The sequence below is a fragment of the Thalassovita aquimarina genome, from assembly GCF_018219815.1.
Taxonomy (GTDB): Bacteria; Pseudomonadota; Alphaproteobacteria; order Rhodobacterales; family Rhodobacteraceae; genus Thalassobius; species Thalassobius aquimarinus.
In genome coordinates, this window is sequence record NZ_JADMKU010000017.1 from 44,661 (window position 1) to 61,717 (window position 17,057).

General features: G+C 59.7%; 15 protein-coding genes. 1 reads left to right on the plus strand and 14 read right to left on the minus strand.

All coding sequences use genetic code 11. The features are described 5' to 3' along the window. Positions 1-33: 33 nt before the first annotated feature. The 12 genes from IT775_RS16350 to IT775_RS16405 form a co-directional block, all read right to left on the minus strand. The gene (locus IT775_RS16350) at positions 34-711 is read right to left on the minus strand and encodes an ABC transporter ATP-binding protein (RefSeq protein WP_212702296.1); all 678 of its coding nucleotides are present in this window, start codon (positions 709-711) and stop codon (positions 34-36) included. Beyond that, the gene (locus IT775_RS16355) at positions 708-1,460 is read right to left on the minus strand and encodes an ABC transporter ATP-binding protein (protein ID WP_212702297.1); all 753 of its coding nucleotides are present in this window, start codon (positions 1,458-1,460) and stop codon (positions 708-710) included. Before IT775_RS16355 ends, IT775_RS16350 begins: the two co-directional genes overlap by 4 nt. Next, complete coding sequence (locus IT775_RS16360) at positions 1,457-2,404, minus strand: branched-chain amino acid ABC transporter permease (RefSeq protein WP_212702298.1); 948 nt, start codon at positions 2,402-2,404, stop codon at positions 1,457-1,459. The genes IT775_RS16355 and IT775_RS16360 overlap by 4 nt, the downstream gene beginning before the upstream one ends. Beyond that, positions 2,404-3,306 carry a branched-chain amino acid ABC transporter permease gene (locus IT775_RS16365; protein ID WP_212702299.1) on the minus strand — a complete coding sequence of 301 codons (903 nt, stop codon included), beginning with the start codon at positions 3,304-3,306 and terminating at the stop codon, positions 2,404-2,406. Before IT775_RS16365 ends, IT775_RS16360 begins: the two co-directional genes overlap by 1 nt. A 78-nt stretch (positions 3,307-3,384) precedes the next feature. Then, positions 3,385-4,698: an ABC transporter substrate-binding protein gene (locus IT775_RS16370; RefSeq protein WP_212702300.1), complete on the minus strand. Its 1,314-nt coding sequence runs from the start codon at positions 4,696-4,698 to the stop codon at positions 3,385-3,387. A gap of 390 nt (positions 4,699-5,088) precedes the next feature. Next, positions 5,089-6,204: an NADH:flavin oxidoreductase/NADH oxidase gene (locus IT775_RS16375; protein ID WP_212702301.1), complete on the minus strand. Its 1,116-nt coding sequence runs from the start codon at positions 6,202-6,204 to the stop codon at positions 5,089-5,091. Positions 6,205-6,413: 209 nt separating this feature from the next. Then, a complete protein-coding gene (locus IT775_RS16380) occupies positions 6,414-7,583 on the minus strand; it encodes a YbfB/YjiJ family MFS transporter (RefSeq protein WP_212702302.1) in 1,170 nt (389 codons plus the stop codon). A 520-nt stretch (positions 7,584-8,103) separates the two neighbouring features. Continuing rightward, the gene (locus IT775_RS16385; protein WP_212702303.1) at positions 8,104-9,966 is read right to left on the minus strand and encodes an AMP-binding protein; all 1,863 of its coding nucleotides are present in this window, start codon (positions 9,964-9,966) and stop codon (positions 8,104-8,106) included. 80 nt (positions 9,967-10,046) lie between these two features. Then, positions 10,047-11,084 carry an NADP-dependent oxidoreductase gene (locus IT775_RS16390; protein WP_212702304.1) on the minus strand — a complete coding sequence of 346 codons (1,038 nt, stop codon included), beginning with the start codon at positions 11,082-11,084 and terminating at the stop codon, positions 10,047-10,049. Positions 11,085-11,096: 12 nt separating this feature from the next. After that, a complete protein-coding gene (locus tag IT775_RS16395; protein ID WP_212702305.1) occupies positions 11,097-11,510 on the minus strand; it encodes an organic hydroperoxide resistance protein in 414 nt (137 codons plus the stop codon). Then, positions 11,507-12,121: a TetR/AcrR family transcriptional regulator gene (locus IT775_RS16400; RefSeq protein WP_212702306.1), complete on the minus strand. Its 615-nt coding sequence runs from the start codon at positions 12,119-12,121 to the stop codon at positions 11,507-11,509. Before IT775_RS16400 ends, IT775_RS16395 begins: the two co-directional genes overlap by 4 nt. Before the next feature lie 348 nt (positions 12,122-12,469). Beyond that, positions 12,470-12,967 carry a lactoylglutathione lyase family protein gene (locus IT775_RS16405; RefSeq protein ID WP_212702307.1) on the minus strand — a complete coding sequence of 166 codons (498 nt, stop codon included), beginning with the start codon at positions 12,965-12,967 and terminating at the stop codon, positions 12,470-12,472. Between the two features lie 98 nt (positions 12,968-13,065). Here IT775_RS16405 and IT775_RS16410 point away from each other — a divergent pair, with 98 nt between their 5' ends. After that, positions 13,066-13,956: a LysR family transcriptional regulator gene (locus tag IT775_RS16410; protein ID WP_212702344.1), complete on the plus strand. Its 891-nt coding sequence runs from the start codon at positions 13,066-13,068 to the stop codon at positions 13,954-13,956. A gap of 357 nt (positions 13,957-14,313) precedes the next feature. Here the strand turns inward: IT775_RS16410 and ftsH are convergent, their stop codons facing one another. Further along, positions 14,314-16,245, minus strand: a complete 1,932-nt coding sequence (gene ftsH / locus IT775_RS16415) for an ATP-dependent zinc metalloprotease FtsH (protein ID WP_212702308.1) — start codon at positions 16,243-16,245, stop codon at positions 14,314-14,316. 149 nt (positions 16,246-16,394) lie between these two features. Then, the gene (locus tag IT775_RS16420) at positions 16,395-16,790 is read right to left on the minus strand and encodes a DUF3775 domain-containing protein (protein WP_212702309.1); all 396 of its coding nucleotides are present in this window, start codon (positions 16,788-16,790) and stop codon (positions 16,395-16,397) included. Positions 16,791-17,057 lie beyond the last annotated feature (267 nt).

Consider the following 17,057-nt stretch of genomic DNA (forward strand, 5'->3'; position numbering starts at 1 on the left):
TCCGCAGCCTATCCGCCTTCGTATTGCGTCGTTCTACCCCTTTTCCAGTTCGGGTGCGATCTGGTTCCTACGGGTAATTTCGCCGCGTTCGATCAGGTGTTCGCATTCCAGCAGTTCCGAGGAATGGCTGAGTTCCGACTGAGCGATGAGAACCGATAGCCCTTCACCTTTCAGTGAGGCGATCACCTCGGAAATCCGCTTGGCAAGAGCCGGGGCAACGCCCTCGAACGGTTCATCGAGAAGCAGCAGCCTGCGCCCCGCGATCAGGGCGCGGCCAAGCGCCACCAGCTTCTGTTGCCCCCCCGAAAGCAAAAGCGCCTTGCGGCCCGCCATGTCCGTCAGTTCCGGCATCAGCCCATAGACGAAATCCAGCCCGGCCTTGCCGTCGATCTCGGCATTCACCCAGGCTGGCAGCAGCATGTTTTCCTCCACCGTCAATTCGGGCACCAGCCGACGGTCTTCGGGCATGTATCCGAAACCAAGTCGGGCACGGTCGCGCGCGGGCATCGCCGAGATGTCCTGCCCGTTCCAAATCACCTTGCCGCCCGACATGGACGCCAGCCCGGTGATCGTGCGCATGATGGTGGTTTTCCCCGCGCCGTTGCGACCGATCAGCCCCGCGCGTTCGCCGGTGTTCAGTTCCAGCGTGACGCCGCGCAGGATCGGCGCGGCCTGGATCGACACTTCGACATTTTCGAGTTTCAGGCTCATGCCGTCACCCCCGTCACGTATTTTTGCACATCCGGGTCCGTCAGCACCTCGTCGGGGGCATCGTTGGCGATGATGCGCCCGTCGTAGAAGGCCAGCACCCGTTCGGAATAGCGCGTGACGATATCCATGTCGTGTTCGACGAAAATGATGGTCACGCCTTCTGCTTTCAACGCATCGATCACCAGGTCCATGATCGGGAATTTTTCGTCCGCGGCCACGCCCGAGGTCGGTTCGTCCAGCAGCATGATCCTTGTGTCGCCCGCCATGGCCATCGCGATGTCGAGAAGCTTCTTCACCCCGCCGGAAAGTTCGGGGATCAGGCGGTTGCGGTGATCGGCGATGCCGAAGCGTTCCAGCGTCTCCAGCACCTTGTCGCGCGCCTCAGCCGAATGCGCCGGCCGCAGAAGCGATGGCGATCGGCTACCATGGATCGTCGTGGCGACCAGCATGTTTTCCTCCACCGTCAGATCGTTGCAAAGCTGCGCAATCTGGAAGGAGCGGTGAATTCCAAGCTGGGTGATCTTGCGCGGCGACAACCCGGTGATGTCGCGGCCAAGAAACGAGATGCTGCCGGAATTGGGTTTCAGATAACCGGTGACCATGTTGACGAAGGTGGTCTTGCCCGCGCCGTTAGTTCCGATCAGGGAATAGACCGCCCCGGCAGGCACCTGCACGGTGATGTCCTGCGCCGCGGTGACCGCGCCAAAGCGTTTCTGGACATCCCTCACGTCGAGAATTGCCTGACTCATTGCGCGCCCTCCCGCTTGCGGCGGCGATCGACCAGCGACCCCAGCCCACCCGGCAGCGCCACGATGACGGCCAGCAGGAAGACCCCGAGCGCCAGTTGCCAGGTGTTCGGGAAATAGAGGTTCGAGAAGGATCGCACGAGTTCAAGGATGATTGCCGCGACGAAGACCGCCGGAACCGACAGGTAGCCCGCGAGGATCGCCACGAAGACGAATTCGCCCGAAGTTGTCCAGAAGGCGAATTCCGGATCGACATGGCCCAGGGCCAACGCAGCGATGGTGCCGCCCAGCCCGCCGAGCACCGCGCCGAAGACATAATTGAGCGTCATCGCCTTGCGAACCGAGGCACCGAGGTATTCCACCCGCAATTCGTTGTCGCGCGCGGCCAGCGCGATGAGACCCTGTTCGCTGTGGAAATAACGCCACATGACGGCGCCCGCGGCCACCACCAGCGCCGAAACGAAAAGATAGAGTCCGCTTTGCAGCGCCCGTCCCTCGGGTTCCCAGCCAAGGAAGGTCGGCGCGGCGATGTTGAGCCCGTCCGTCCCGCCGATCACCGACAGTTTCGACAGCGACCCGTAAAGCACCATCGAAAGCGCAAGCGACAGCATCGCGAAGAATATGCCGCGATAGCCTGCCAGCAGCGGCCCGAACAGGCCCCCGATCGCCAGGCAGACCACGGCGCTGACGATGCAAAGTAGGAAGATGTCGGTGATCCCGAAACTGTTGGCGAACAGCGTCGCCGTATAGGCCCCGGCGCAGTAGTAGAGCCCTTGCCCGAAGGACACCAGGCCGCCGCGCATCATGCCGACGATGCCGAGGCAGACGAGGCCCTTGGCAAGCGCCATCACGATCAGGAACATCGCCCAGTCGGGCAGGATGACCGCCCCGGCGGCCATCACCGCAAACGTGCCCGCCACAGCCAATAGGTGGTTCATTCCCAGCATCAAATCTTCCTCGCTTGGGTTTTCGCGAACAGGCCCTCGGGCCGGAACATCAGCACGATGGCCATCACGAAATAGATGATGAACAGTTCCGCCTCGGGCAGAAGGTGGACTGAAGCCGCCCGGCTGATCCCCACCATCAGCGCGCCGATCGCCGCGCCCGGGATCGATCCGAGCCCCCCGATAATAACCACGGCAAAGGCCACGATGATGACGTTGACGCCAAGACCCGGCTGCACCGAGATCATCGGCGCCGTCACTGCCCCGCCAAGCGCGGCCAGGAAGGCCCCGGCGACGAAGGCGCCCAGATAGATGCGGGGTACGTTCACGCCCATCGTTCGGCTCATCTCGGGGTCGTGGATCACCGCCAACACCACCTTGCCGGTCCGGGTGCGGTTGAGCGACATCCAGACGGCCAGCCCGACGACGATGGCGATGGCGATCACCGCGAAATCGTAGCCGACATAGAACAGGGACCCGAGCTCGACATCGCCAAGCAGCGTGTAGGGTTCATAGACGTAATAGGGATTCACGCCCCAGATCAGCTTCATCGCGTCCTCGAGGATGAGGAAGACCGCATAAGTCACCAGCACATTCAGCACCTCGTCCCGGCCGTAGAAAAATCGCAGCAGTCCGCGTTCCAACAGCGGCCCCATCACAAGCGCGACGAGTATCGCAGCGGCGATCAGGGCAACATAGCTGCCCCATGGGAAGGCATCCCCGCCAACCCCGAAATAGGCGCCGACCATTGAGGCCGAGGTATAGGCGCCGATGGCATAAAGGCTGCCATGCGCGATGTTGAGGATATTGAGCACGCCGAAAACAAGCGTCAGGCCGACGGAAACGATGAACAGCCAGGCGGCATAGATCAGCCCATCGACAAAGATCGTGGCAAAAAGGTCCATTTGGGACGGTCCCGGTTTTTATGTGAGGACGGACGCGCCCGCCGTGTCGCAATTGCGACGGCGGGCGCGCGGTTCAGGTCAGTCGCACTGGGCGCCGGGGAAACCCTGTGCCAGCCAGTCCTGCGACTTCATGCCTTCAGGCGGGTTCACGCAGCGTGCATCGAAATATTCGATGTCGACAAGCTCCATCATCTTGGTCTCGTTGTTCCACTTGGTGACCCCGATCGCGGTAGGCTGGATCGCCTGATGGCCGCCGCCAAGCGCCATTTCGATCCGCCCGGAAGGCGCATCCCAGCTCAGCCCCTTCATCGCAGCGGCCAGTTCCTCGTCGGTGGGTTTCTTGCCGCCGTTGTCGTCCATCGCCTTTTCCACGGCCATCTTCAGACCCAGTAGACCCTGCCACATGCGGAACGGCGCCTGCACCGGAATCACGCCGTAGCGTTCCATATAGGAATCCCACAGCGTGTCGGTCAGCGGCTGCAGATCGCCGCCACGTGCCTTGGCCAGCAGCCCGTTCACGCCGCGCGCGCCCAGAACGATGCCGTCCGGCATCTTGTCCTGAAGCTGCGGGATGACGTGGTCGCCGGCGCTCAGCGCCAGCTGCGTGCGCTTATGCAGCCCGCGCGCGGTCGCCTGCAGCAGGAAGGACTGCAGGTCGCCGCCCCAGTTCGAGGAATGGATCAGCGCCGGTTTTTCGCGCAGCAGCGCGGAAATTTCGGTGCCGTACTGCCCGGCGCCGAATTTCGGGAACAGCGCCGTTTTCACCGTGGCATCGGAATAAAGTTGCGCCATCGCCCCGGTGAAGTCAGCCCAGCTGTCCTGCCCCCAGGCGTAGTCCTGGTTGAGACCGGCGAAGCTGTCCACTTCGAAACCGCGCGATTTCAGGTAGCGGGCAAGTCCGACATTGTCCATCGTGGCATGGGCCGCGGTGCGGAAGACGTACTCAAAGCTGTTATCCTCGAAGACGCGAGGCGTGCCGCAGTCGTAGAGGATCGTGAAGGCCTTCAGTTCATCCGCGACCGGCGGCACTGCCAGACAGTCAGACGACGAAACATAGCCGACAACGGCATCGACCTGTTCGCGCTGCACGAGATTGCGGAATTCCTGCACCTGCTTGGTGGCGCCGCCCGCCTCGTCGACGACGATGGCTTCGATCTTCATCCCGCCGAAGCCGGGCTTGTCGTAGGGCGCAGGCAGCTTGCCGCCTTCGTTCAGCATGTCGATCAGCAACTGCCCCCCATTCCACGCGGGCACGCCGAAGCTTTCTGCGGCCTGTCCCGAAAGGAACGTGATCACCCCGATCTTAAAGGTGTCGTCCTGCGCCATCGCCGGAGCGGAAAGCCCGGTGGCCAGCGCAAGCGTGGCACAAATTGTCCGTATGGTTTGCTTCATTTTTTCCTCCCTTTTCAGCCGATGGCCGGGATGCAAGCCCCTCCCGCATCCCGCCGACGGCCATGAACGGACAACGACGTTACCGTCGCCTGATGTTTATCATCTTATTGTATTATAGTCCGTTTGTCCGACACTGTGGGGATTGAGTTTTGTTTCGTCAACAGATTTCCAAGTTTTCGATCCGTCAAAGGGATACCGCGGGCGGCAGTCGCCGCCCGGCGTCACCACCGGCGCAAGATCATCGAATGTGAAGAAGGCTGCTGCGGACAACACAGAAAGAGGATTGCGACGAAGCACTGCGCATTCCGCGTCTGCCACATCCCGCACACGAGTTGCCGGTATGGCCGCGGGAATCTCGTACGGCCATCCGGTCGGATGGGAAATCGAATATCAGCGCTGCCCGGTTCTCGCGCCCTTGAACAGGTCCTTGAACACGGCCGGTTGCGACCTCCAGTACTGTTTCGGCACCGAAACCTGGGCGCCGAGAGCGGCGGCCGCGTGCCAGGGCCAGCGTGGATTGTACAGAAGCCCGCGTGCCAGCGCGACCGCATCGGCATCGCCTGCGGCGATAATCGCCTCGGCCTGTTCGGGTTCGGTGATCAGGCCCACGGCGATGGTGGGGATCCCGGCCTCGGCCCTCAGGCGCGCGGCGAAGGGCACCTGATATCCCGGCCCGATTTCAATCCGCTGCAGCGGCGACACGCCCCCGGAACTGACATGGATCGCCGCCGCTCCGCGCGCCTTCAATGCCTTGCCCAGCGCGATCGTCCCGTCGATGTCCCACCCGTCCGGCACCCAGTCCGTCGCCGATACCCGAGCCCAGACCGGCACATGATCAGGCACCGCGTTCCGAACCGCATCGAAAACTTCGAGCGGGAACCTCATCCTGTTTTCCAGGCTACCGCCGTAGTGATCCGTTCGATGGTTCGACAGCGGCGACAGGAATTGATGCAGCAGATAGCCATGTGCCATGTGCACCTCGATTCCCTGCAACCCGACCGAAACCGCCCGCTCCGCAGCGCGCACGAAGTCTTCCCGGACTTGCAGCATCCCTTCGCGGTCAAGCGCGAGGGGCAGGTCTTCGCCCTCGGCGTGAGGAACGGCAGAAGGCGCAACCGATTTCCAGCCGTCCAGCGCATCCGGTGCGATCTGTCCCCCACCGTCCCAAGGGGCGCGGCTGGACGCCTTGCGCCCCGCATGGGACAGCTGGATCGTGATCGGCATATCCGAATGCTGCCGCACGGAATCCAGGATTCGGCCGAGCGCGTGCTGATTGGAATCCGAGTAAAGCCCCAGGTCGCTGGGGCTGATCCGCCCTTCCGGCGATACCGCTGTCGCTTCGAGGATCAGCGCGCCAGCCCCGGACATCGCCAATTGACCCACATGCATCAAGTGCCAGTCCTGGGCATCGCCATCCCGGGCCGAATACTGGCACATTGGAGCCACGAGAAGACGGTTCTCCAGCGTCAACGATCCCATCTGGAACGGTTGGAAAAGATGGCTCATGCAGTTGGGTCCTTTTAAAGTTGCCGTGCAACACAGTGCACTAAGGTCGGATGGCAATGTTGGTCAAAACGGCATCTTCTACAAGTCCAGGCCGAAAGCCCTCGTGGTCAAAAAGGTGGGGCGCAGCGTTATTCTCTGATGCTTCAGCTCATTCGGCCTGCTCAAAAAAAGCGGTCACCCAGTATCGTTGCACTAATCGTCTCACCAACTCAAAGCGGTTTTTGCCGCAAAGCGATGACTGCGCCAACCAGCAATAAACCGGCGGCAGCAACAAGGCTGACACCTATATTGCCAAACAAGTCCCCGACCAATCCGGCCCCGTAGGGCCCAAGGGTTTGCGCCACGGCAAAGACCACCGTGAACAGGCTGATTGCTCGCGCCCAGCTTTCGGGGGGAAGGTTCTGGCGGGTAAAGTTGGTGACAGCCCCCGGCGCCATGAACACTGACAGACCGAACACAACCGCCGAAACCAACAGCGCGGCGCCATTGGGCAACACCACGGGCAAGGCTGATCCAATGGCGATGCCGGTCAGGATCAGCGCCAGCGGCAAGCCGGACGCATAGCGCGCCAGAATCGGGCGCCAGACCAGCGGTGAAAGACAGATACACAGGCCAAGGATGACCCAAACCAGTGCGATAAATCCTGCGCCCGCGGCCTGTTCGGTCATCCATGCTGATAGGAAAGTCAGGTAGACGATATAGCCCATCCCGAACCCGGCATAGCCAGCCATTTCCGGTAGCATACGGCGCAGCGGCAACCGGGCGGCTTCGGCCCGGGATTGCACTGGCGGGCGCAGTTGCAAGGCGGCCCAAAGCCCCAAAGGCAAGAAAGACAAGCTGACGATGCCGATGGCGATCCAGCCGATCGGCCATGCGCTGGGACCATATACGTCAATCATCAGCGGCAATGCAGCCCCAGACAACACGATTCCCAAGCCCCCGCCAGAGCCAAACAGGATCGCAATCGCCAGCGCATTCCGGCGCGGATCGTCACGAAACAGTCCGGCGGTGAGCGCCCCCGCAGTGGAAAAGGACATCGCGCCGAAGATGCCTGCCAAGATGCGCCACAACGTCTGCCACCACATCGCGGCGTTAAGCCCGGTAGCGAGAAGCGCCAGCGTGGTGGTGATCAGCCCAAAGGCAAACAGGCGAGTGGGCGAGATGCGCCGGACCAGAAGCATGGTCAGGATCGCCCCGGCAATATAGCCAAGCGCGTTGGCCGTGTTCAGCCATCCGGCCTGCGCGAAGTTCCACTCCATCTCGGACTTCATCGCGGGAAGCATCAGACCGTAGGCAAACCGTGCAAACCCGTTTGTCACGGTCACGCCCAATGCCAGTCCCGCCAGCACCAGCCACGGGCGGGCTGGAGCGGCGTTCATTGGCAAATATCCAAAATTGCGGGCAAAAGTGGCACGCGGATCCTCGCTATGTCCGACATTCCCGAAATAGAACGCCAACCGGCACAAGCTGCCAATGATATGCGCTGCGATCAAGCCGTTTTCCAATAATGCAGCGCCCGGTACGAAGGGCCGCTTTGCCGGACAACACGGCAGCATTTTTTATAGTGCGCCCAAGGTCTGGTTCAGTTCTGAAGTTAGTGCGGTCTTTTTCGGCCCATTGCTGCCATTCGTGCGTTCAGCGTCTAACGACCGTTCTCAGCCCGAAGCGGACCCAAGGCCCTTGGCGCGAATTTACGATAGCTGACCTTCGCCACGCGGGTTGCGAAGGGGTAAGATTTGGACTTTCCAGCCATTCAGGGTCCTTTGCTGAGTGGCCGCTTTGACGCCGAAGTGAGAAAGGTTGAGCAAGCAACGCGCCCCTTGTGCGTTTCGAGAACGGTTATTTGGTTCCTGCACGCAATCCGAAACACGCCGGGGGAGCAAATAATGCGGTTCTGTTCTAGCTCACTTGCACCGATGTCTCGAACAGAAAGGCTGCCAACGCTGCCTCCACTTTCCCAATGGATGAACGATCGTTTTCGGAAAGGGTCACGGTGACGCGCATGCCACGGCTGCCACCAGCGACGACATCAACACTTGAATTGGCCAGTCCCAACTCACTCTGCACCAAATCCGTGATCCTAGTTTTGGCGGCGTCACAGCGTAGGCTTGGTTTGTAGATCTTGCCGACTGTCGTCAAGGGAATCGCGTCAACGGATATGATATGTTTCGGCCACGCAGGGCGTTCGTCGATTGAACTCTGGGCATGCTGGTGCAGGTCTTCGATGCTCACGTCGGCACCCGGAAGCAATTCGACAAAACATACTGGTAGTTCTCCGGCATAGGCATCGGGCATTCCAACCGCCGCAGCCAGTTTGACCGCCGGGTGCGTGGTCATGGCATTTTCAATCATCGCCGGGTCAATATTGTGACCGCTGCGGATGATGAGGTCTTTCGCGCGACCAGCAACGTAGATGCGCCCTTGTTCGTCTTTGTAACCGAGATCGCCAGAGTTTAGCCGTCCATCATCAAACACCCCGGCGTTGTGGGCTGGGTCGCGATACCCAGGTGAAACGTGTTCCCCCTTGATTGTTATGACGCCGATCTCATTGGTTTCGCAGGGGCCGCCCAAGCTTCCGTCTTTGTTCAGGCGTAGGATATCGACCTGGGTGTAGGGCAAGGGCCATCCAACAGACCCGACCGCACCGGGGCCCGACAACGGGTCAATGCTGACCAGTCCGGACGACTCGGTCATTCCAAGGATTTCATGCAGATGCTGCCCCGTCACCTCCTTAAAACGTGCTCCAACTGCGGGCGGCAACAATGCTGCGCCGGTCAGACCGGTCCGCACGGCGCTGATATCATTGTCCCCGACGGGCACCTGCAATACCGCGCTGATTGCCGTTGGAACCCCGCCGACCACAGTCGCCTTGTGCTGCGCGACCAGACGCCAAAATCCTTCGACGATTGCCGGGTTACGCAGGCCGCCGGGGGACATCACGACAAGCTCGACCCCCGCCATAAACGCGCTGAGCCCGGCGACGATGGTGCCGGCCACGTGAAACAGCGGCAGCGTTGCTGTCATGACATCGCCTGTCCTGTATCCGCACATGACGGCACCACCAAATGCCGACACGAGCTGACTGCGATGGGTGTGCGCGACAAGTTTCGGAACACCCGTCGTTCCGCCGGTGTGAAAATATGCCGCGATGTCATCACCACTGCGCGGCTCGCCAAAAATCAGGTGGTCCGCCGGCTGTTCAGCCATGGCCGAACCGAAATCAACCGACCCTTCTTCGGGCGGAGTTCCGGGGGGCGAGACACGCACAAGAATCAGGCCGGGGATCTGCTCGCGCAATTCCAGCGCCTTTTCCCAGATATCCAGCTGCGGGTGCGGACCAAGCGCCACAAGGATCTTGGCACCCGACGCCTTGATCAATTCGGCAATGCTTTCGGGTTGCAGCAGAAAGTTGATCGGAACCGCGTAGCCCGCTGTTTCAGCGCCCCACAACGTCACGTAGGTTTCGATGAGAGAGGGCAGCATATACGCGACGCCCGGCGCGGGACCGCCCAGCGAGGAAAACAAGTTGGCGGCGCTGCGGATCATGCCCAACATCTGGCTGTAATCAATGCGGCGCGGCTGTTCGTCCACGGCACCGGTCATCAGCATGGTGATCGCGGTGGAGGTTGGATGCTGCGCGGCGCTGGCAATGAACACATCCAGAATACTGCGTTCTGGCAGGCGTTGATCAAGCGTCATTTCAGTTTCAAATTGCACCAGATCGTCTCGGGTACAAATTGCTTCACCATTCAAGACAGCCATATACATGCCCCTAACCAAGTATGAATTCCAAATGTGGTACCTTGCCGACAGGTAGTTCAGCGCAGAAACCCACCCAACGATCAGGTCGGGCCAACCTTGACGACCATCTTGCCGAAGCTCTTTCCGACCAAGAGATCGTTGAGCCCAGAGGGCGCATTTTCGAGCCCTTGAACAACCTGTTCTTTGTATTGAACTTTGCCCTCTTTCAGCCAATCCGTCATGTCATCAACGAATTCCTTGTAGGTCTCGGGGCCGAAACTGTCGAAAATGATAAAGCCCTGTACCTTCACTTTCATACGCAGAATTGCCCCCATGATGGCGGGTGCCATATCGGGCCCTTCCGGCAGGCCGGAAAGATTGTACCAGGCGGCCACACCGCAGACCGGCATGCGGGCAAACGGATTAAGCAAAGGCAGAACACCATATAGGACCTTGCCGCCGACATTCTCAAAATAGACATCAATGCCGTCGGGACATGCTGCCGCCAGTTGCCGGGCAAAGTCGTCGGCTCTGTGATCAATACATGCATCAAAGCCGAGGTTATCGACGACGTGGGCGCATTTTTCCGCGCCACCTGCGACGCCCACCACACGGCACCCCTTGATCTTTGCTATCTGGCCAACAGTGGCGCCAACCGGGCCGGAAGCTGCAGCGACCACGACAGTCTCGCCGGGTTTCGGTTCACCTATTTTCAACAAACCCGCATAGGCCGTGTATCCCGGCATTCCCAAAATACCCAAGGACCAGGAAGGATTTTGCGGGTTCTTGCCGAGGTTTACGACCATTGACCCGTCCGAGATCGCATAATCCTGCCACCCGCTACCAGCCAGGACGTAATCACCCGGCTGATATTTTTCGATATTGGAAGCGACGACCTCTGCTACGACCTGACCGGTCATTACTTCACCGATCTTCACAGGCTCGGCATAGGATTTGGTATCGTTCATCCGGCCACGCATGTAGGGATCAAGCGACAGATACTCGGTCCGCAGCAGCATTTCACCCTCAGCGGGGACCGGCACGTCTGATGTCTCAAGACGCAGTGTATCGGCATTTGGCGCGCCAACTGGACGTTGGGCAAGTACGATCCGGCGGTTTGTGTCGGTAGCTTGTGTCATTGAAGTCTCTTTTCAGGATGAATGGTTGAGATGCAGGCGGACATCGACGTTGCCCTGCAAGGCGTTGGAGTAGGGACAAACCTTATGCGCGGCGGACAGGAGAGATTGTGCCTCTGTTTCAGACAGGCCGACGATGTTTGCATAGAGATCGACATCAAGCCCAAAGCCACCGCTTTCGAGTTGCGCTAAGCCAACTTCAATTGTTGTCGAACACGCGCTTGGCACCAATTTCATGCGCTGCGCCACCCTCAGCATCGCATTGTCAAAACACGCGCTGTATCCTAGCGCAAAAAGCTGCTCGGGGTTCACGCCTTCTGTCTTGCTGCCCGGTGGCACTGTGTTGACCTGAAAGCTACCGTCATCAAGTTTGCTGACGCCGGAACGCCCACCAGTCGCTGTGGCACTGGTTTTGTATAAGATTTTCAAGATTTTTCCTTTGGGTTTCGAGAAGGCGGAGGCAACAAAAGTTCGGTTGTTTCCATGGCATTCAGAAACGGGTCGCGTGTACGTGACAGCTTCGCCATCAGGCTCGCGCCCAACCACATTTCGTACAGCGCCGGGCCAAGGCGATCCGGCTGTACGGTATGGGATATTGAGTGGTCCGCCTGCCCATCGACAATCGCTTGAGAAAGGCGAGCACCAATCTGGCGAGTTCCCCTCTCAAGTATGGACCGCATTTCATCCGAGACGTCAGATATCTCTGCGCCAATCTTCACGATCAGACATTGTGCGCAGGCATCTCCCGATGTTTGCGTGCTGATCCAAAGGGACCAGTAATGCATCAACCGCGCACGCGCATCGGGGCCATCGACGCTTAGTATCTCGTCAAGCCGGAGCAGGTATTGCGTCAGGTATTGCTCAAGCAACTGGCTGCCAAAATCTTCTTTCGAAGAGAAATAATGGTAAAACGACCCCTTGGGCACCGACGCGTTTTTTAACAGCTCGTTCAACCCCAAGCCCGCAAATCCCCGTTGTGCAACGAGGCACCTGCCAGTGCCGAGAATGTGTTCTTTGGTGGAATCGGTACGAGATTGCATGCGACATATTGCATCAAAATAGACCGGTCGTCTAGTGCCGTCTCGCATCTCCACTGAAAGGTGCCGCAAATGTGAAATCCCGGTCCACCCTGATTGCGGCAATTACGCTGCGGTACAGCCAATAGGCGCCATACGAAGAGGCGCTTAGAGAATTGATTGCTGCGGTCTCTTGCGTTGAATTCATTTTTGCAGAACGACCAGGACATCTTCCAGCCGCGCCAGAGTTTGTAGATAACGACCGCTTTCGATAGTTGTCGCTGACCAGCCGGGGTATTCACACAGCTTCGGGGCAAACCGAACCTTCCAGGCTATTTTCTGAAGGTCCGGTTTGCAGGCAGAAGCTTTAGGTCAGGTGTAGGCGCCGCCCGAATAGGTCAGTTCATAGCTGTGGCTGTAGAGTTCGAATACGATCCCGAATGGGTCCTCGACGTAGACCATGCGATAGGGCTTTTCATCGGGAAAATACTCTCTGACCGGCATGCGCTGTTTGCCGCCTGCGGCAACAATCTTGGCTAGGAGGTCTTCGAGATTCGGGTCCTGAATGGCGAAGTGGAATGTCCCGTGTTGCCGGTAGTCTAGGTTGTTGTCCGGTGCGCGATGGCCTTCAAACTCGAACAACTCAAACCCGATGCGGTCGGCCGTTGCGAGGTGTGCGATGCGGATTTTTCCCCAGCCTTCACCAAAGACATCACTGCACATTTGACCGATGTCGCTGTCGTCTTCGGTGATATGCGTCGGCTCCATGATCACGTAGAACCCCAGAACATCGCGGTAGAATGCAACGGCCTTGTCCAGATCCGGTACAGACAGGCCAATGTGAGAGAACGTGCGTGGTGTCGGTGTCATAGCGTATCCTTTCGTTGACGTTGCCTTGTAGATACGCCCACCGTGACACTTACTGAAATTATCAATATGTATATTTTAGATAATGGAGCGTAATGTACGTGCTGAATGCAACTTGGCTGAATACCTTTACGACGCTTTGTGAGATTGGCCATTTCACACGGTCGGCTGACGCGTTGGGGATGACGCAACCCGGCGTGTCGCAACATCTTCGCAAATTGGAGGCGCAAGTCGGCAAGCCCTTGATCGTGCAGGATGGGAAGTCCTTCACGCCGACCCCTGCCGGAGAGGCCCTTTTCAAAGTGGGGCTGGCCCGTCGCCAACAAGAACGTGACCTCAAGGAAGTGATGCAGCGCGATGACCCTGACGTGGGCGAGGTCAGGATCGGATGCTCGGGCAGCTTTGCCATGTGGCTCTATCCACATCTTCTGGAGCGTCTGCGATTGGCCCCTGATCTTGCGCTCCATCTGACTGCTGCGCCGCAGGGAAACGTGATACGCAGTCTTATTCGCGGAGATCTGGATTTGGGTATTCTGACCGGCCAGCCCCAACACCCGCAGCTTGAGGCAAAGATGATCATGCGCGAGGAACTTTGCTTGGTTGTTCCGAGCTTCATGCAGTCTCAAGAGATTGACCTGGCCAGCTTGAACCATCTGGGATTTGTTACGCATCCCGACGGGCATGAATATGCAGATGAGCTTCTCGGGCGAAATTTCGTCAAGGATTATCAGGGTTCGGATCACCTGAAAACGCGAACTTCCGTCAACCAAATCGGGCAGATCCTGATACCTGTCGCGGAAGGGCTGGGATTTACAATATTGCCAAGATCGGGCGTCGATGCATTCGCACGGCGCGGTGACGTCTCCATCGTAGATTTACCCTTCAAGCATCACCATGACCTTTGGCTGACGTTTAGGCGTGGCAGGGGCAAATTTGCGCGCATTGCGTCTGTTATTGCATTGATTGAAGAGGAAGTGTGCGCATTGGACTAAGTGACCCAATAGGCCATTGAGTACGAAAAGCGAGCATTTGTTCATGCTGCAGCATCAGTCGCATTGGGCTCGAAGCCCGAGTTTGCCGCGCAAGGCACGAAGGCCCGCTGTCCGGAAACGTGCCAGACTTTGCAAAGGGCGCTATCTGCGCAAAGCTGCCATTGGAGTTGATCGCAGCGAACTTCCGCTTCCCGCCCATTTTCGCCCATTTCTACACACGCCCTATCCATTCGGAGCAGGCTTGATCCTCCGCCACTGAAGTGGTCCGCCTTTTTTGGAGAAACGGTGGATCAAGCATAGATTCTTCCGCGCGCAAGCCGCATCACGCTCCTGCCGGTCCCTTTTACCGTTTCCGGCCTATTGCACGGACGGCACCTTGCCGATCGGAGGCAAGGCCCGCTCGGGCTGTTCCACCACGCGTTCGGGATCGAGGCAGGCCCGGATCGCGTCGAAACCAAGCGTTTCATCGGCTTCGAGCCTGGAAATCAGCTGATCGACCTGCCCCCTGTGCTGCGTCAGAGCCTCCGTCGCCGCCGCTTCGGCCGTCTTGAGCAGCTCGATCACCGCGCGGTCCACCGCGGCTGCGGTCGCGTCGGAATGGCTGGTCGGCTGCGCGATGGTCCTGCCGAGGAACGGATGGTCCTCGCTCTGGCGCAGGTCGACCGGGCCCAGATCCTCAGTCATTCCCCACCGCGCGACCATCGAACGCGCCTGTTCCGTCGCGCGGCGGATATCGTCATCGGCGCCGGAACTGACCGTCCCGAGGAACAGCCGTTCGGCCGCCCGCCCGGCCAGCAGGATGACAAGCTGGGTGTGCAGGAAATCCTCGTCCAGCGTGTGGCGTTCGGATTCGGGCAAGGTATGGGTCCCGCCCAGGGCCTGGCCGCGGGGGATGATCGTGACCTTGTAAAGCGGGTCCGCGCCCGGGGTGAAATAGGCCACGGCGGCATGGCCGGCCTCATGCACGGCCAGCCGGTGGCGTTCCTGCGGCCGGATCGCCAGGGTACGCACCGTCCCCATCATCACCTTGTCGCGCGCCTCGTCCAGATCGGCGCGGGTGATCAGGCTGGCATTGCGCCGTGCCGTGCCAATCGCCGCCTCGTTGAGCAGGTTCTTCAGGTCGGCGCCGGAAAATCCCGGCGTCCCAGCCGCGACCATGTCGAGATCCGAGGTATCCTCCAGCGGCAGCTTGCGGGCGTGAATATCGAGGATCGCGCGTCGGGCCTGCTTGTCGGGCAGGTTCAGCGTCACGTGGCGGTCGAAACGGCCGGGCCTGAGCAGCGCCGGGTCAAGCACGTCTGGGCGGTTGGTGGCGGCCAGCACCACCACCGCTTCGCGCTCGCCGAACCCGTCGAGTTCGGCCAGGATCTGGTTCAGCGTCTGTTCGCGTTCGTCATGGCCGCCACCAAGCCCGGTGCCACGGGTGCGCCCGATACTGTCGAGCTCGTCGATGAAGATGATCGATGGCGCCGCCTTGCGCGCTTCCTCGAACATCTTGCGCACACGTCCGGCGCCGACGCCCACGAAAATCTCGATGAATTCCGATCCCGAGGTCGAAAAGAACGGCACATCGGCCTCGCCCGCCAGCGCCTTGGCCAGCAGGGTCTTGCCGGTGCCCGGCGGCCCGACCAGCAGAACGCCGTGCGGCACCTCGGCCCCGACACGGTGGAACTTTTCAGGATCGCGCAGGAATTCAACCAGCTCGGCCACTTCTTGCTTGGCCTGATCCTGCCCCGCCACATCGTTGAAAGTGGTCTTGCGCGACGGTTTGCTGGGTTTCATGAAGCGGCCGCCCAGGATATTTCCGGCCACCCCGCCCGGCCCGCCGCCCAATCCGCCCCCCAGCCCGCCGCCCGCGATATTGGACATCATCCGCCGCTGCAGCCACAGATAGACGCCCAGGATCAGGACCCAGGGCAGCAAATAAGCGAAGATCGAGACGTCTTCGGGTTCCGTCGCGGTGATCTCGATCCCCTGCTCTTCCAGCAGCGACAGAAGTTCCGGGTCGCCCTGCATCGGGATGACCGCGCCGAACTGTTCGGCTTCAGCCGCATCCAAGGCCTTGGTTGTGACCACGATGTCGTGCTCGTGCAACTCGGCGGACTGGATGTCGCCGTCGCGGATTTTCTGCTTGATTTCGCTGTAGGAAAGACGCGCCTCGATGGGCGCCTGATCGACGAAAAGACTGCCGAGCATCGTCAGCGACAGCACAACCGCCAGCACGACAAGCGCCTGCATCCCGGACCAGTTCGGCCCCTCGCCGGTGTTTTTTTCAGGATCTGGCAGCATATCCGGTGCTTATAAGAACAATGAACGGCCCGTCACATGGTCAAAGGCGCTTGCCCGTCGCGGGCCGGGATCGAGTATGCAACCACCTTCGGGATCGGCGCAATCTCTTTAGCAGGCCAATGTCTGCGACGCGCCACGGGGACACCCGCTCAATCAAGCAGGCTGCCGTATCCCAACTTATCGAGCCCTTCGGCCCAATAGTCGGCGACGAGCGGATGACCGAGAAGATAGTCGATGGTCGGCGTCTCTTCGCGGTCGCCGGCAAGCTGCACCAACTCATCCCATTCCTCGGTCTCGGAATCGCCGCGACCCAGCCACATCAGGGCGACCAGCTCGATCAGCTGATCTTCGTTGAGCCCCTCGAGTTCTTCGACCAGTTCTTCACGCGTCAGGTCGTCGGGGACCTCCTGAAGCACGTCGGGCCGCGGATCGTCGACGTCATTACCGCCGACATCTGGGGTGACCTCGCCCTCTTTCACCATCACGGCGCGGGCCTTCAGGATCAGCATGTGAATATGGGCCGGAGTGATATTGAGATTGTCCATGATAACGATGACCTCTCCCTGCTATCTCACGATAAGGTTGGGCGTGGATTGCCGCGTAATTAACGCGAATTTCTAGTGTAATTTAGCAAAGTTATATTTAATTCAGCTCTTCCGCTTTGCGCTTGATCAATTGCAGCCCGAGTGATCGTTATACTATCTTGGCGCCGCAAGTTGGTTTTGATCCGATGATTTGGTTTGATCCAATATCCGTCCTGTCCGCTCAGCTACCATTGGACCTGATCGCAGCGAATGACCGGTCCCAGCCCG